The sequence below is a fragment of the Rhizobacter sp. genome (assembly GCF_032229685.1).
Lineage (GTDB): Bacteria > Pseudomonadota > Gammaproteobacteria > Burkholderiales > Burkholderiaceae_C > LMDS01.
Genome location: NZ_JAVTWP010000031.1, coordinates 527,990 through 542,657, shown reverse-complemented (window position 1 = coordinate 542,657; position 14,668 = coordinate 527,990). Strand labels below are relative to the sequence as shown.

Below are 14,668 nucleotides of genomic sequence, written 5' to 3'. Positions count from 1 at the left end.
GATCCGTCGCGGGCTAAATGGGCGTCGTCACTCCACCAGCTTCCAGCGCCCGCCCTTGACCTGCACGATGCGCAGCGATGCGGCGGTGAGACCGACGTGGTCGGTCGGGCTCATCTGGAACGGCCCGGTCACGCCCTTGAACGAACTCGCCTCGAGCGCGTCGCGCAGCTTGCCGGGCTCGATGCTGCCGGCGCGCTGCACGGCCTCGCGGATCGCCAGCATCGCGTCGTGCGCATTGCCGGCGAAGTACGACGGCGCTTCGCCGTGCTTGGTCTGGTAGGCCTTCACGTAGGCTTGCACCACACCCTGCAGCGGGTCGCTGGCGGGCAGCTGGTCCCAGACCAGGATCGGCCCGTTGGTCATCACCATGTCGTCGGCCGCGGCACCGGCCAGCTTGACGAAGGTGTCGGACGCGAGTGCGTGCGTGCCGTAGTGCGGCAACGTGATGCCCAGTTGCTTGTAGTTCTTGGTCAGGATCACCGCCGGCTCGCCGAAGCCGCAGTTCAGGATCGCCTGCACACCCGGGGCCTGGCGCAGGTTGGTGAGCTGCGCGGTCATGTCGGTGTCCTTCACGTTGAAGGATTCCTCCCGCGCGATCTTCACGCCCTTCTCCGGCGCGAGCTTCTGCGCCGCGCCCAGGCAGGCCCTGCCGAAGGCATCGGTGCCGGCGATCACGCCGATGGTCGTGATCTTGTTCTTGAGCATGTGCTCGTAAAGCCGCGTGATCGCCATCGCGTCGGTCTGGTTCATCTTGAAGACGAACTTCTTGACCGGGTCGATGATCACCGTGCCGCCGGCCAGCGACAGCATCGGCACGCCGGCGCGTTCGACCAGCGGCGCGGCCGACATCGTCGTGCCGGTGGTCGAGCCGCCGATCAGCACGTGCACGCCGTCGTTGTCGAGCATGCGCTTGACCAGCGTGTTGGCACGCGCCGGGTCGGTTTCGTCGTCGTAGCGCACCAGCTCGAGCTTGCGGCCGTCGATCCCGCCGGCCGCGTTGATCGAGTCGACGTACATCTCCACCGTCTTCATCGCACCCGAGCCGAGGTAGGCGGCCGGTCCGGTGACCGACAGGAAGGCGCCGATCTTCAGCGGTGGCTTGCCTTGGGCCAGGGCCGGCGGGGTGGTCAGGCTGACGGCAACCGCCAGCGCGGCGGCGGCCAGGTGGCTGAACTTCTTCAGGAACTTCGTCATGGATGTCTCGTGGTTCGGGAGGAGATTTCGGGCGTCATTCGACGGTCGTGGTCCAGGGCACCAGCCCCGGCTCGCTGCTGAGCCAATTCTTCAGCTCGTTCTTCTTCACTTTCGCGTTCGTGGTCTTCGGTAGTTCCGCCACGAACACGACGTGCTTGGGGGTCTCTGGACGGCTCAGACGGCCGTCGCAGAAGCCGGTGATGTCCGCCGCCGTCGCGGTGGCGTGGGCGGCCCGGCGCACGACGACGGCGACAACCGCCTCGCCCCATTCCGGGTGCGGCACACCGACGACCGCGACCTCCTCGACCGCCGGGTGCTCGACCAGCACCGCTTCAACCGAGGTCGGGAAGACGTTGACGGCGCCGGTGATGATCATGAACTTCTGGCGGTCCATCAGGTACAGGTAGCCACGCTCGTCCAGGCGCCCGATGTCGTTGGTCCGCAGCCAGCCGTCGGTGAGGGCCTCGGCGGTGGCCTTCGGCAGGTTGCGGTAGCCCTTCATCAGGGTGTTGCCGCGCAGCCAGATCTCGCCGGCCTCGCCGACCGGCAGCGGCTGGCCCTGGTCGTCGCGGATCGAGCAGTCGTAGTGCACGCCGATCTTGCCGACCGATTTGAGCAGCCCGGGTTCGTCGCGCAGCGCCTTGTCGTGGTCGGCGTTGGTGAGGTAGCTGATCCAGCCGCCGGTGGCCTCGGTCATTGCGTAGGTCTGGATCAGCGCGACCTTGAAGGTCGCCTTCGCGTCGCGGATCAGCTTCGGCGTGGCCGGCGACGAACCGTACATCATCAGGCGCAGCGACGACAGGTTGTAGACCGGGTTGGCCTGAACCTCGGCGATCGCACGCTGCAACATCGTCGGCACGAGCAGGCCGACCGTGACCTTGAAGCGCCCAACTTCCTGCAGGAAGCTCTGGATCTGGAATGCGCCGTCGGGGATCGCCACCGTCATCGCATTGCCGATGCCGAACACGCCCATCATCACGACGACCCATGCCGACGACGCCGGCACGTACCAGACATCGTCGCGTGCGAAGCCGAACGAGATCAACGAGTGCAGGATGCAGTTGGCACCGCCCTCCTGCGTCAGCATCACGCCCTTGGGCACGCCGGTGGTGCCTGAGGTGTAGCTGATCAGCAGCAGGTCGTCGCCGTTCAGTGCGGGCCAGGCGGGCTCGCCGTGCGCATCGGCCAACAGTTGCTCGTAGTCGAGCGGCATGCCGTGCCCGGCGCCGTAGCCGATCAGCGTGATGCCGAGCGCGGCGATCTCGGCCAGGTGCTCGGCCACCAGTTGCTTGCAGCGCGCATGCACCAGGAGGTAGCGTGCCTCGCTGTCCTTCAGGACGTGGACCATCTCCGGCCACGGATACTGCGTGTTCAGGCCGACACGTGGCGCGCCGATCTTCATGCACGCGAAGAAGTGCTCGTAGACCTCGATCGTCTCGAAGGTCAGGATCGCGACGGTCTCGCCGCTGCGGTGCCCGAGCTTCTGCAGGGCCACGCCGAAGCGGTCCGAGCGCCGGTCCATCTGTTGCCAGGTGGCACTGCGCTCACCGCACAGGTAGGCGGTGTTGTCAGGGTAGTTGCGCCCGCAGCGCCTGACCATGTCTCTGGGCAGCATCGTGTTCGTCTCCTTCGTTCAAGCGTGTTTGGCGCGGGCCACGTTGCGCGCGCGCCGGAACACCAGGCCCTTGTCGTCGTAGTCGGCCTTCAGCGCCATGCCGGCGGTCACCGCCTCGGGCGCCGTTCCGACGATGCGGCAGATCAGCCGCGGCCCCTCTTCGAGCTCGACCAGCCCATGCACCAGTGGCACCGGGAAGTCGGGGGAATACGGCCGGCGCGTGACCGTGTACGACAAGAGCACGGCACGGCCGCTGGCGCGCTTCCAGGCCACGCCGGCGCCATCGCGCGCACACCAGGCGCGCTCGTGATACCCGAGCGCGGCGCCGCTGCGGCGGTCGACCGCGATGCGCAACTCCTTGACCGCGATCCCGGCAAGGAACTCGTCGTCGTAGCGATGCATGAAAACCTGATCCATCGGGAATTCCTTCAACCTTGACGATCAGTTCAGGCGCTTCTTCGGGCTGACCAGCAGGCAGGCGTGGTAGTCCAGGCAGCCGCCGTTGCCGCTGACCAGGATCAGCCCGTTGTTCACCTGGCGTTCACCGCCGGCACCGCGCGCCTGGATCACCGCCTCGGACAGCGGCGTCACGCCCTGCAGATAGAAGCCCGACAGATGCCCGCCGCCGGTGTTGACCGGCAGCTTGCCGCCGGGCGCGGTGTGGCCGCGCGCGACGAAGGCGCCGCCGGCGCCGCGCCGGCACAGGCCGTAGCCTTCGAGACTGAGCAGGCCGACGTAGGAAAACGCGTCGTAGAACTGCGCCTGTGTCACGTCGCGTGCCGTGACACCGGCGCTGCGGTAGGCGGTCTTGCCGGCCTGCGTGGCGCCGGTGTCGACCTCGGCCTCGTCGCCGCGCAGGCCCGATCGGCCGCGGTGGCCCTGGCCCATGCCGTGGATGTAGGTCGCGGGCTGGGGCGCATCGGCCGCGCGCTCGACCGATGTCACCACCAGTGCGATCGCACCATTGACCGGGAAGCAGCAGTCGAGCACCCGGAACGGCTCGACGACGAACGGCGAAGCGAGGTAGTCGGCCATCGTCAGCGGCTTGCGCAGGAAGGCCTGCGGGTTCAGCGCCGCCCACTGGCGACAGGCCAGCGCGTAGGCGCCGAGCTGCTCGTGCGTGGTGCCGAACAGCGCCATGTGGCGGCGCGCCGCCAGCGCATAACCGGCGCTGGCGCCGAAGAAGCCCTGGCGCGCCTCCCAGCTCTCGATGCCCGACAGCGGCATCGCCATCGCGAAGGTGTCACCGCCGCCCTTGCCTTTCAGCGGCGTGTCGGCGAAGACGCAGACCACCGACTTGGCCAGCCCGGCCTCGACCGCGAGCGCGGCGTATTGCACCATCTGCACGGCGGTGGAGCCTTCGGAGTCCATCGCCGCCAGCAGCGCCAGGTCGCGCATCCCGAGGTCGTTGTGCAGGCGCAGCGGCAACTCGTCGGTGGCCGCGGTCGGGCTCTTGTTGAGCAGCAGGCCGTCGATGTCTTTCAAGCGCAAGCCGGCATCGGCGGCAGCTGCCGTGATCGCGGTCGCCGCCAGTTCGCGGATCGTGCCGATCGGCTGGCGCGACATGGCGCTGAAGCCCAGGCCGGTGATCGCGGCACGGGCACGGGGCTTCTTCGTCGCTGCGCTGACCATGGCACGCATCAGATGATGAATGCCAGGCTCGGCACGGCCTCGTCGCCGTGGATCAGCATCACCTTCTTGAAGAACATGAGGAGCGAGCCGTCCGGCTTGCGACGCAGATGGTGCTCGACCCGGCCGGGCCAGACCTCGATCTTGCCGGTCGAGGAGCGCCGCAGTTCGTAGAGCACGAAGTTCGACAGCACGCGCCAGCCGCCTGCCTCGTGGCGCGAGATTTCGATGTTGCTCACCACGCGGCGCAGTCGCGAGACCGGCAGCTGCGAGTGGCGCTTGCCGGTGGCGAGTTGAGCAATGCGCGTGCGCAGCCGCGAGCGGTTGTCGGCGGTGATCGAGACATGCTTGTTCATGTCGTAGTCGCCCTCGCCGCGCGGCACCCAGTACATCATGTCCTCATCGACGAGGGCTTCCCATTCGAGGTAGCGCGACTCGTCGGCGAGGCGCGCCTCCATGTACAGGAAGTCGCAGATCTCGCGGTGTTCGTCCGCACCAATGGCGGCCGGCTTGACGGTGCCAGCAGCATCCGTGGTGGATGTCATCAAATCTCCTTGTGCCCGAACCATGCGGGCGAATTGTCTGAACGGTGACCTTGTTCGAGCGAGGTCGGGCAAGGCCGACCCGCGATCAGGTGGCCGATGGTGGCGCCGTCATGATCTTCTTGTAGTGCTGCCACAAGCCGCGGTTGGTGCACTCGTCGGTCACGTGCCCCACGGTCACACCCATCGCGTCGACATGCTCGCGGTTCAGGCCGCGTGACAGGTCCATCCAGCCGGCACGGTCGCGCAACGCCATCTGCTGCCGCTCGGAGATCACGCTGTCGTCGGCAAGAAGGAAGGCCGATGGGCCCATCGCCGCTTCGGAGTTGCGGATGATCCGCTGGTTGATCTCGTCGGGTGCGCCATCGAGCAGCATCGGGGTGTGCCAGTGCACGCACTCGTGGGCGCTGATCGGCTCGAAGAACACGATGTTCATCTCGCCGAGAAACAGGTTCGGGAAGATCGCCGCGTGCGGCGGGCCATCGCGCAGAATGCGCCCGCCCTTCTCGTCGCCGTGGGCCTGCTTCATCATGGCCTGGTATTCGGGGAAGCGGTCGGCCGAGGTATTGAGCCAGGTCAGATTCTGGGTGTAGGTCGGCGAGAAGTAGAGCTCGGTGTGGCCATTGCCCCAGGCCTTGGTTTCCGACAGGAGCGTGTCTTCGCCGGCGATGACCGCGGAGTCGTACTGCGAGTTGATCACCTGCGCGAACGAACTGTGAACGTCATTGACGTGGTAACCGTCGGTGTCGTTCTCCGGCAGCATCTTCCAGTTCGATTCGAAGCGCTGCTTGGTCCAGCCCGCGGTGAGCTTGATGCGGCCGGTCGGCGACATGTCGCAGGCGCGGTCGATCAGGATCTTGGCGCGCCCGAGGTGATCGAGCAGTGGCGGAATTGCGGCGTTGAAGGTCGCGAACACGAAGCCACGGTACTGTTCGGTGCGCAGCGTCTTCATGCCGAGCTCCGACTTCTCTTTGGCGAAACCGCCCGGGTAGGGCACGTCTTTCAGGTTGCCCGCCAGGTCGTAGACCCAGCCGTGGTAGGCGCAGGTGAAGTACTTCTCCTTGCCGTGCTTGGCCACGCAGAGCATGTTGCCGCGATGCGCGCAGCGATTCACCAGCACCGCCACCGAGGCGTCGCGCTGGCGCACCATCAGCACCTCTTCGCGGCCGATGGTGCGCCGAACGTATTCGCCGACTTGCGGCACTTCAGAGTCGTGCCCGACGAAGACCCAGCCGCCGTAGAAGATCTTCGTCATCTCGAGTTCGAAGATGGATTCGTCGGTGTACAGGCTGCCGTGGACCCGCTCGTCCTCGATCAATGCAGCGATGTCGAGCGGTTTGCGGACGAAGTTGATGGTTTGAGATGTCATGATTCTTGAAGCTCTCAATTAGCTAACGTTAGTTAGGTCAGATGTCGGGCGACCCGTGGCAGACCCGGCCTCAGCGCCCGAGATCCTTGGCGGTTTGCCCGGCGATGCCCCAGTTGGTCTTTGGCACGTCGTGGATCCAGACGCGCACGTTTTCCTTCGGCGCGCCGATGGCTTCGTGCAGCGCCTGGGTGACCTTCTCGATCACAGCGCGCTTTTGCTCCTCGGTGCGGCCTTCGAGCATGTAGATCTGAGCGAACGGCATGTGGGGTTCCTGACGTCAGACGAACCGGATGCCGACGCTGCCCAGGTGCTGCATCTTCAGCGTGACGCTGTCGCCCGCCTGCACCGCCACCGCCTCGGTGATGCCACCCGACAGCACCAGGCTGCCGGCCGGCAGTTCCTGGTCACGCGTGGCCAGGTGGTTGACCAGCATCGCCACCGCCGCCGCCGGGTGGCCCACCACCGCCGCGCCCGCACCGAAGGCCACCGGCACGCCGTTCTTCTCCAGCACGATGCCCAGCGTGCGCAGGTCCAGGTCTTGCGCGCTGGCGATGCGCCCGCCGACCACGAAGCGCACAGCCGAAGTGTTGTCGGCGATCACGCTCTTGGCGTCGAACTTGAAATCGCGGTAGCGGCTGTCGATGACCTCGATGCCGGGCAGCACGAAGTCGCAGGCCGCCAGCACCATGCCGATGTGGCAGCCCGGGCCCTTCAGCGCCGTCTTCGTGACAAAGCAGATCTCGGGCTCGACCTTGGGGTGGATCAGCTCGCTGACCTTGACCGCGCCGCCCTCGGGCACGGTGAATTCGTCGACGAGGAAGCCGAACACCGGCTCGCTGACGCCCATCTGCTTCATCTTGGCGTAGGACGTGAGCCCGGCCTTGTAGCCGACGACGCGCGCGCCGCGCCCGAGCTTGCGCTGCAGGATCGCGTCCTGGATCGCGTAGGCGTCTTCCCAGTCCATGCCGGGGTGTTCGTCGGTGATCTTGGGCGTGTCGCGCGCCTCGAGCTGGCAGCGCTCGAGGTGCTCGGCGAGGCCGGCGATGGTGTCGCGGTCGAGTGCCATCAGCGCTCCCTCAGGCCGCCTGCCGCGAGGCGCCGGCGCGCTCGCGCGCCATGGTCATCGCGGTGTCCTCGATCATGTCTTCCTGGCCCCCGACCATGCCGCGCCGCCCGAGCTCGACCAGCAGGTCGCGGGCCGGGATGCCGTACTTCTGGCCGGCGCGCTTGGCGAACAGCAGGAAGCTGGAGTAGACGCCGGCATAACCGAGCGTCAACGAGTCGCGGTCGATGCGGATGACGTGGTCCATGATCGGCACCACCAGATCTTCGGCCACGTCCTGGATCTTGAACACGTCGACGCCGGTGGCGATGCCCATGCGGTCGCACACAGCGACGAACACTTCCATCGGCGTGTTGCCGGCGCCGGCGCCCAGCCCGGCGGCAGCCGCATCGATGCGGTTGGCACCGACCTCGATCGCCGCCAGCGAATTGGCGATGCCCATCGCCAGGTTGTGGTGGCCGTGGAAGCCGAGTTCGGTCTCGGGCCTGAGCGCCTGGCGCACCGCACCCAGACGCGCCTTGACGTCGTCGGGTAGCATGTAGCCGGCCGAGTCGGTGACGTAGATGCAGTTGGCGCCGTAGCCTTCCATCAGCCTGGCCTGCTTGACCAGGCCTTCGGGGCCGTGCATGTGCGCCATCATGAGGAACCCGACGGTGTCCATCTCGAGCTTGCGCGCCATCGTGATGTGCTGCTCGGAGACATCGGCCTCGGTGCAGTGGGTGGCCACACGGATCGTGTGCACGCCGATCTCCTTGGCCATCTGCAGGTGATCGACGGTGCCGATGCCGGGGATCAGCAGCGCCGAGACCTTGGCCTGCTTCATCAGCGGGATCACGGTGCCGAGGTATTCCTCGTCGGTGTGCGCGGGAAAGCCGTAGTTGACCGAGCTGCCGCCCAGGCCGTCGCCGTGCGTGACTTCGATCAGCGGCACGCCGGCGGCGTCCAGCCCGCTGGCGATGCTCTGCATCTGCGCCAGCGTCATCTGGTGGCGCTTGGGGTGCATGCCGTCGCGCAGCGTCATGTCGTGCACCGTGATCTTTTTGCCCTTGAGCGTCATGTCGTGTTCTCCTTGGAGGGGCGGTTCAGGCGGCAACGGCTTCGAGCGTGAGCTTGCCGGCAAGCATCGCCTCGGCAAACATCTCGGCAGTGCGCGCGGCCGCGGCCGTCATGATGTCGAGGTTGCCGGCGTACTTCGGCAGGTAGTCGCCCAGGCCCTCGACCTCGAGGAAGATCGAGACGCGCTTGCCGTCGAACACCGGGCCGTTGACGAGCTTGTAGCCGGGCACGTACTTCTGCACTTCCTTGATCATCGCGTGGATCGACGCGGTGATCTTCGGCTGATCGGGCTCGGTCTCGGTCAGGCAGTGCACCGTGTCGCGCATGATCAGCGGCGGCTCGGCCGGGTTGATGATGATGATGGCCTTGCCCTTCGTCGCGCCGCCGACCTTCTCGATCGCGCCCGCCGTGGTGCGGGTGAATTCGTCGATGTTCTTGCGCGTGCCCGGGCCGGCCGAGCGGCTCGACACGGTGGCGACGATCTCGCCGTAGGCGACCGCCTGCACGCGGCTCACCGCGGCGACCATCGGGATCGTCGCCTGCCCGCCGCAGGTGACCATGTTGACGTTCATCTCGCGTTTGCCGACGTGCTCCTTCAGGTTCACCGGGGGCACGCAGAACGGGCCGATCGCGGCCGGCGTCAGGTCGATCATCATCACGCCGAGCGCGTTGAGCTTGCGCGAGTTCTCGGCATGCACGTAGGCGCTGGTGGCGTCGAACGCGATCTGCACGCCGTCGGCCTTGACATGCGGCAGCAGGCCGTCCACGCCATCGGCGGTGGTCTTGATGCCCATCTCGCGGGCCCGCTTCAGGCCATCCGACTCGGGGTCGATGCCCACCATCCACACCGGCTCGAGCACCGCGCTGCGCTGCAACTTGGCCAGCAGGTCGGTGCCGATGTTGCCGGGCCCGATCAGGGCGCACTTGATCTTCTTCATGGCAAGGGTTCTCGCGGTTTCAGTGGAAGCGCACCGAGCAGCCGCCGAGGCCGCCGATCGTGACGCGGAAGTTGTCGCCGGCCTGGGCCGGGAACATCGCGGCCAGCGCACCCGACAGGATGACTTCGCCGGCCTTCAGCGGAATGCCCAGGCGGCCCAGCGTGTTGGCCAGCCACGCCACCGCGTTGACCGGCGAGCCGAGGGCTGCGGCGCCGGCGCCGGTGGCGATGATCTCGCCGTTCTTCTCGAGCACCATGCCGCAGGTCGACAGGTCGACGCGCCTCGGGTCGACGGCGTTGTCGCCGAGCACGAACACACCGCAGGACGCGTTGTCGGCCACCGTGTCCTGGATCTTGATCTTCCAGTCGCGGATGCGCGAGTCGACGATCTCGAAGCACGGCATCACGCATTCGGTGGCCGCCAGCACGTCGGCGTTGCTCAGCCCCGGGCCCATCAGGTCGCGCTTGAGGATGAACGCGATCTCGCCTTCGGCCTTGGGCTGGATCAGCGTGGACATGGCGATCGATTCGCCCTGCGCCACGATCATGCCGTCGAGCATGTAGCCGAAGTCGGGCTGGAACACGCCCAGCATGTTCATCACCGCGGCGCTGGTCACGCCGATCTTCTTGCCGACCACGCGCTCGCCGGCCTCCAGGCGCCGCGCCAGCATGCGCTGCTGGACGAGGTAGGCGTCGGCGATGCTGATGTCGGCGTGCCGGTTCGTCAGCGGCTCGACGACGCTGCAGCCGCGCAAGGCCGCGTAGAGCTCGTCGCCGAGGGCTTCGATGAGGGGCTGGTCCATGGTCTGCTGCTCAGGTGTAGACCTCGGTGAATGAGCTTGGCAGCACACCCGTGTGGTAGAAGATTCCGCGCCCCACTTCTTCCTCGGTCCATGTGGTCACGGGCCGGTCAGGCTGAGCCTGGTAGCCCAGCCCGGCAAAGGTCTCGTTGCGGTTGCCGCTGGGGTCGAAGAAGTAGATCGTCTCGCCGCGCGTGATGCCGTGGCGCGTGGGCGCGATGTCGATGCGCACCTTGTTCTTGGCCATGACGTCGCCGGCCTTGAGGATGTCGTGCCACGAGTCGAGGAAGAACGAGATGTGGTGCAGGCCGGGTGTCGGACCGCCGACGAAGGCGATGTCGTGCGGCTTGCTCGAGCACGAAACGAACGAGGCCAGCTGGAACGCGCCGCCCGGGCCCACGGTGATCTGCTCGGTCTGGAAGAAGCCGAGCACGTCCATGAAGAACTTGGTGTTCTCGGCCACCTTGTTGATGCCTTGGCCCGGATCGAACGGGCACATCAGCAGAATGTGATCGAGCCAGTGCGCGCCGGCCCCCTTGAGGCCATCGGGCCAGGGGTCCGGGTTGATGGAGCCGACCTCGGTGCCGACGCATTCCTTCATGGCATACAGCCGCATGTCGTGCCCGCTGGGCAACGTGAACTGCAGCATCCGGCCGGTCGAGGGCAACGTGCCTTCGCGCAGCATCTTGGTCTTGATGCCGCCGGCTTCGATCTTGAGCTTCAGCACATCGAGATCGGCGTCGCTCTTGACCTTGTAGGCCACATGATTGAAGCCCGCCTGGTCGGACGGGGTCAGTATCACGGAGTACTTGTCCCACTCGTCCCAGCACTTCAGGTACACGTTGCCGTGCTTGTCTTCCATCGTCGTCTTCATGCCCAGCACGTTCTCGTAGTGCTTCACGGCGGCAGCCACGTCCATCACCTTGATGCTGACATGCCCGATTCTCATCACAGTCATTTCATGTCTCCTTCGATTGATTCGTTTCGCCTGCCGGCTCGCTTCGGGACGAAGCGCCAGCACCCCACTGAAAGCCCAGCGCCTTCTGCATCTTGCCCACCACCTCGACCTCGACGCCTTGGAGCGGTGACACGCGGCAGGCCAGGCAGACTCCGCGCGCCTCTTCCTCGGCCGACACGTGGGCCCGGCTCATCGCGCCCACCTTTCGCACGCTGCCGACGCACACGCTGATCTTGCAGACTCCGCAGCCGCCATTCACACAGCCCACGGGGATGCCCTTGCGGCCAAGCCTCACCATGCCCTGCAGCAGCGTCTCCGACTCGGTGCAGTCATACGACTCCCCGGTCTGCCTGAGACGAACGAGGTGCCGGCATGCAGCAGCGGCCGGCAATGCAGCCATCGACACTGACTTTGTCGAGTCCATCGCGCGCTCAGGCAGCGTCGGCCTCGGCCAGGAAATTGCCAACGAGTTGGGCGAAGCGCTGCGCGTGCTCGATCTGGGTCCAGTGCCCGCAGCGGCCGTACACATGGAGCTGCGAGCGCAGGATCAGCTGCGACAGCCGGATCGAATTCGACAGCGGCAGGACCTGGTCCTCGCGGCCGTGGATGATCAGGGTCTCGTGCGGCAGCTTGCGAATGTCTTCGTCGCTGCTGGCCAGCGACTCGACCCAGCGCTGCCGCGGCGCCGGAAACATCGCGGCATACGACTCCTGGAAGCCCGGGCGATTGCTCGCCTCGTAGCGCAGCTGCGCCAGCTCGTCGCTGACCAGATTGCGGTCGTAGGCAAACCAGTCCATGACCTTGCGCATGTTCTCGAACGACGGCGTGTAGCCCCAGATCGCGTCGAGCGCGGGGGTCAGCTCGAAGTTCACACCGGCGGCACCCATCAGCACGAGGCGGCGGACCCGCTCGGGGTGGCGGATCGCAAGCGCAAGCGACAACGCTCCGCCGAACGAGTTGCCCACCAGATCGACTTGCGCCAGGTCGAGGGTGTCGATCAGCCCGACTGCCTGCGCGATCCAGCCGTCCATCGTATAGGTCGCGCCGGCTGGGCGGTCGGTGAATCCGAACCCCGCCATGTCGGGCGCGATGACACGCCGGTCTTTGGCCAGCTCGGGCATGACCAGGCGCCAGTTCGCGTAAGCACTGACACCGGGACCGGACCCGTGGATCATCAGCACCGGAAAGCCACGGCCAACATCGTGGTAGTTGGTGCGCAAGCCGGCCGCGACAATGCTCTTGCCGATCTCCGGAGACTGAGGTGTGGTCATCGCGATCCGATCAAAAAAAGGGAAGCAACTCGGGCGGCCCGCTGCCGCCACCGGAACTTGCAAAACTCTGCCGAACGACTCCGCTGCCGCGAGGTCCCGAGGGCACTGCGATTGAATATCGAGATTCTTGCAAACGGGGAATATGTTTGCATATAGCGTAAACCCGTTAATTCATCGAGATTTTCGTTGATAGGATCATGGATACTTCGGTCCCATACAACCCACCCGAGCAGGCTCGCCCGCCATGTCCCTCGCCGACGCTGATGTTTTGGAAGCCCGTGAAGCCGCCGAGGAACCGCGCACGCTGATCGAAACGGCGTATCGCCAGCTGCGGCGGGACATCATCGACGGGAGCCATCAGGCCGGGCAAAAGCTGCGCGTCGAGCACCTGAAGGCGAGCTACCAGGTCAGTGCCGGAACGCTTCGCGAGGCGCTGGCGCTTCTGGTGTCCGATTCCCTCGTCGTGGCGCAAGGCCAGCGCGGTTTTCGCGTGGCGCCGATGTCGCTTGCCGACCTCGAAGACCTGACGCGCATGCGCGTTCTGCTCGAATGCGAGGCGGTACGCGAAAGCATCGCACTCGGCAAGGATGACTGGGAAGCGAGTGTCGTCAGCGCGTTTCACAAGCTGTCGTTGGCCGAGCAGCGATTGCGTGTGGACCCCAAGGGCGCGTTCGACGACTGGGAGGGCTGCAACCGCCAGTTCCACGAAGCGCTGGTGGGAGCCTGCAGGTCGCGCTGGATGCTCAAGTTTCGCAGCTTGCTGTACCAGCAGTCCGAACGTTATCGGCGCGTCTCGGCCATCAAGGGGCCGCCGCCTGTCGAGGTGCACGACGAGCATCGGGCGATCTTCGATGCGGTGATGACGCGCAATGCCGACCTCGCCGGTGCTGTGCTGACGGCGCACGTGCACCGGGCGCTCACAGTGATCCGCAAGGCCGGCCTGCTCAAATGATCAACGCTGAGCTGCACGGCCCCGTGGTCGTGTTGGGCGGCGGCTTGGCTGCCGTGTCGTTCGCCTGCGCCTTGCGCACAGGCGGGTTCAAGGATGGCATTGTCGTCGTCAGCGACGAAGTCGAGCCGCCGTACGACCGTCCACCCCTGTCCAAGGAATTCCAGCGCGAAGGTGTCGCCGACAAGATCCGTCTCGATCTGAGCCGCGCGCCCGATGTCGAATGGCTGCGTGGCACGCCGGCGTGCAAGGTGGATACGCAGCGGCGCGAAGTGCTGTTGGCCGACGATCGCAGGCTCGGCTACAGCGCCCTGGTGTTCGCCACCGGCGCAACGCCCCGCCGTCTGCCGACGCTGCAAGATGCGCCGATGCCCGTCATCACGCTGCGCACCCTGGACGACGCGCAGCGCATTCGCGCCAAGCTCGCGCCTGGCGCCCGTTTGGTGGTGGTCGGCGGCGGCGTGATCGGCCTCGAACTGGCGGCCACCGCGCGCGGCCTCGGCGCCTCGGTCACCGTGATCGAAGCCCTCGATCGGCTGATGAACCGCTGCGCTTCGGAAACCCTCGCCAAGGTGGTCGCACGGTCGCACCTCGACCATGGCGTGGACATCCGCCTGGGTCGTCAGGTGATGGGCTTCGACGGTTCCGCGGTCGTGCTCGACGACGGCGCCCGGGTGGAAGCCGATCTGGTGGTTGTGGGCATCGGCGTTGTCGCCAACGATGAACTGGCGCGCGCCGCCGACATTGCCTGCGACGACGGCATCTTCGTCGACCGCCTCGGCCGCACGACCTGCCCCGGCGTCTACGCCATCGGTGACGTCACGCGCCAGCGCAACCCGATCAGCGGGCGCTTCGAGCGCATCGAGACCTGGTCGAACGCCCAGAACCAGGGGCAGGCCGCGGCGCGCACCTTGCTGGACCCCACGGCGGCGCCCTACGCCGACATCCCCTGGTATTGGTCGGACCAATACGATCTGCGGCTCCAAGTGGCGGGTGTGTCGAACGGCGACGAGGAGATCGTGCGCGGCGAAGCCGTGCCGGGCGCCAAGTTTTCGCTGATCCAGTTGCACCGGGGCCGCGCGGTCGGCGTGACCTGCATGAACAACGTGCGCGAATTCTCGTCGCTCAAGCGCCTGCTCGGCACTGTGGCGCTGCCGGACCGCGCCGCGCTCGCCGACCCCGGTACGGACCTGCGCAAACTGCTTGCGCCGCCGAAGACCGAAGCCCATGGAGTTCAACCCGCGTGATGTGAATCGGCGTCTGGTGGCTCGCGTGCTTCGACGCG

The 14,668-nt window shown here is 66.5% G+C and carries 16 protein-coding genes; 2 read left to right on the top strand and 14 right to left on the bottom strand.

What is annotated here, in order from left to right:
• Positions 1-27 precede the first annotated feature (27 nt).
• The 14 genes from AC30PD_RS14255 to AC30PD_RS14190 form a co-directional block, all read right to left on the bottom strand.
• Positions 28-1,194, bottom strand: a complete 1,167-nt coding sequence (locus AC30PD_RS14255; RefSeq protein ID WP_489536297.1) for an ABC transporter substrate-binding protein — start codon at positions 1,192-1,194, stop codon at positions 28-30.
• 34 nt (positions 1,195-1,228) lie between these two features.
• The gene (locus tag AC30PD_RS14250; RefSeq protein WP_489536296.1) at positions 1,229-2,809 is read right to left on the bottom strand and encodes a class I adenylate-forming enzyme family protein; all 1,581 of its coding nucleotides are present in this window, start codon (positions 2,807-2,809) and stop codon (positions 1,229-1,231) included.
• Between the two features lie 18 nt (positions 2,810-2,827).
• Positions 2,828-3,226 carry a Zn-ribbon domain-containing OB-fold protein gene (locus AC30PD_RS14245; RefSeq protein ID WP_489536295.1) on the bottom strand — a complete coding sequence of 133 codons (399 nt, stop codon included), beginning with the start codon at positions 3,224-3,226 and terminating at the stop codon, positions 2,828-2,830.
• A gap of 24 nt (positions 3,227-3,250) precedes the next feature.
• Entirely contained in the window at positions 3,251-4,450 is a 1,200-nt protein-coding gene (locus AC30PD_RS14240; RefSeq protein WP_489536294.1) for a thiolase C-terminal domain-containing protein, read from the bottom strand.
• Positions 4,450-4,983: an aromatic-ring-hydroxylating dioxygenase subunit beta gene (locus tag AC30PD_RS14235; RefSeq protein ID WP_448169695.1), complete on the bottom strand. Its 534-nt coding sequence runs from the start codon at positions 4,981-4,983 to the stop codon at positions 4,450-4,452. The genes AC30PD_RS14240 and AC30PD_RS14235 overlap by 1 nt, the downstream gene beginning before the upstream one ends.
• Positions 4,984-5,068: 85 nt before the next feature.
• Positions 5,069-6,349, bottom strand: coding sequence for an aromatic ring-hydroxylating oxygenase subunit alpha (locus AC30PD_RS14230; protein WP_489536293.1), 1,281 nt, complete (start codon positions 6,347-6,349; stop codon positions 5,069-5,071).
• A gap of 70 nt (positions 6,350-6,419) precedes the next feature.
• Entirely contained in the window at positions 6,420-6,611 is a 192-nt protein-coding gene (gene thmT, locus AC30PD_RS14225) for a 2-hydroxymuconate tautomerase (protein ID WP_489536292.1), read from the bottom strand.
• Between the two features lie 15 nt (positions 6,612-6,626).
• On the bottom strand, positions 6,627-7,415 hold the full coding sequence (dmpH, locus tag AC30PD_RS14220) for a 2-oxo-3-hexenedioate decarboxylase (protein WP_489536291.1): 789 nt from the start codon (positions 7,413-7,415) through the stop codon (positions 6,627-6,629).
• A gap of 10 nt (positions 7,416-7,425) precedes the next feature.
• Positions 7,426-8,469: a 4-hydroxy-2-oxovalerate aldolase gene (gene dmpG, locus AC30PD_RS14215; RefSeq protein ID WP_489536290.1), complete on the bottom strand. Its 1,044-nt coding sequence runs from the start codon at positions 8,467-8,469 to the stop codon at positions 7,426-7,428.
• Positions 8,470-8,494: 25 nt separating this feature from the next.
• Positions 8,495-9,406, bottom strand: a complete 912-nt coding sequence (locus AC30PD_RS14210) for an acetaldehyde dehydrogenase (acetylating) (RefSeq protein WP_489536289.1) — start codon at positions 9,404-9,406, stop codon at positions 8,495-8,497.
• Between the two features lie 19 nt (positions 9,407-9,425).
• Positions 9,426-10,208 carry a 2-oxopent-4-enoate hydratase gene (gene dmpE, locus AC30PD_RS14205; RefSeq protein WP_489536288.1) on the bottom strand — a complete coding sequence of 261 codons (783 nt, stop codon included), beginning with the start codon at positions 10,206-10,208 and terminating at the stop codon, positions 9,426-9,428.
• A gap of 10 nt (positions 10,209-10,218) precedes the next feature.
• Entirely contained in the window at positions 10,219-11,163 is a 945-nt protein-coding gene (locus AC30PD_RS14200; protein WP_489536287.1) for a catechol 2,3-dioxygenase, read from the bottom strand.
• A gap of 1 nt (position 11,164) precedes the next feature.
• Positions 11,165-11,563 carry a 2Fe-2S iron-sulfur cluster-binding protein gene (locus tag AC30PD_RS14195; RefSeq protein ID WP_489536348.1) on the bottom strand — a complete coding sequence of 133 codons (399 nt, stop codon included), beginning with the start codon at positions 11,561-11,563 and terminating at the stop codon, positions 11,165-11,167.
• 31 nt (positions 11,564-11,594) lie between these two features.
• Positions 11,595-12,434, bottom strand: coding sequence for an alpha/beta fold hydrolase (locus AC30PD_RS14190; RefSeq protein ID WP_489536286.1), 840 nt, complete (start codon positions 12,432-12,434; stop codon positions 11,595-11,597).
• 244 nt (positions 12,435-12,678) lie between these two features.
• Here AC30PD_RS14190 and AC30PD_RS14185 point away from each other — a divergent pair, with 244 nt between their 5' ends.
• Together AC30PD_RS14185 and AC30PD_RS14180 are read left to right on the top strand one after the other, a co-directional pair.
• The gene (locus AC30PD_RS14185) at positions 12,679-13,386 is read left to right on the top strand and encodes a GntR family transcriptional regulator (protein ID WP_489536285.1); all 708 of its coding nucleotides are present in this window, start codon (positions 12,679-12,681) and stop codon (positions 13,384-13,386) included.
• Positions 13,387-13,409: 23 nt separating this feature from the next.
• Positions 13,410-14,630, top strand: coding sequence for an NAD(P)/FAD-dependent oxidoreductase (locus AC30PD_RS14180; RefSeq protein WP_489536284.1), 1,221 nt, complete (start codon positions 13,410-13,412; stop codon positions 14,628-14,630).
• Positions 14,631-14,668: the final 38 nt, after the last annotated feature.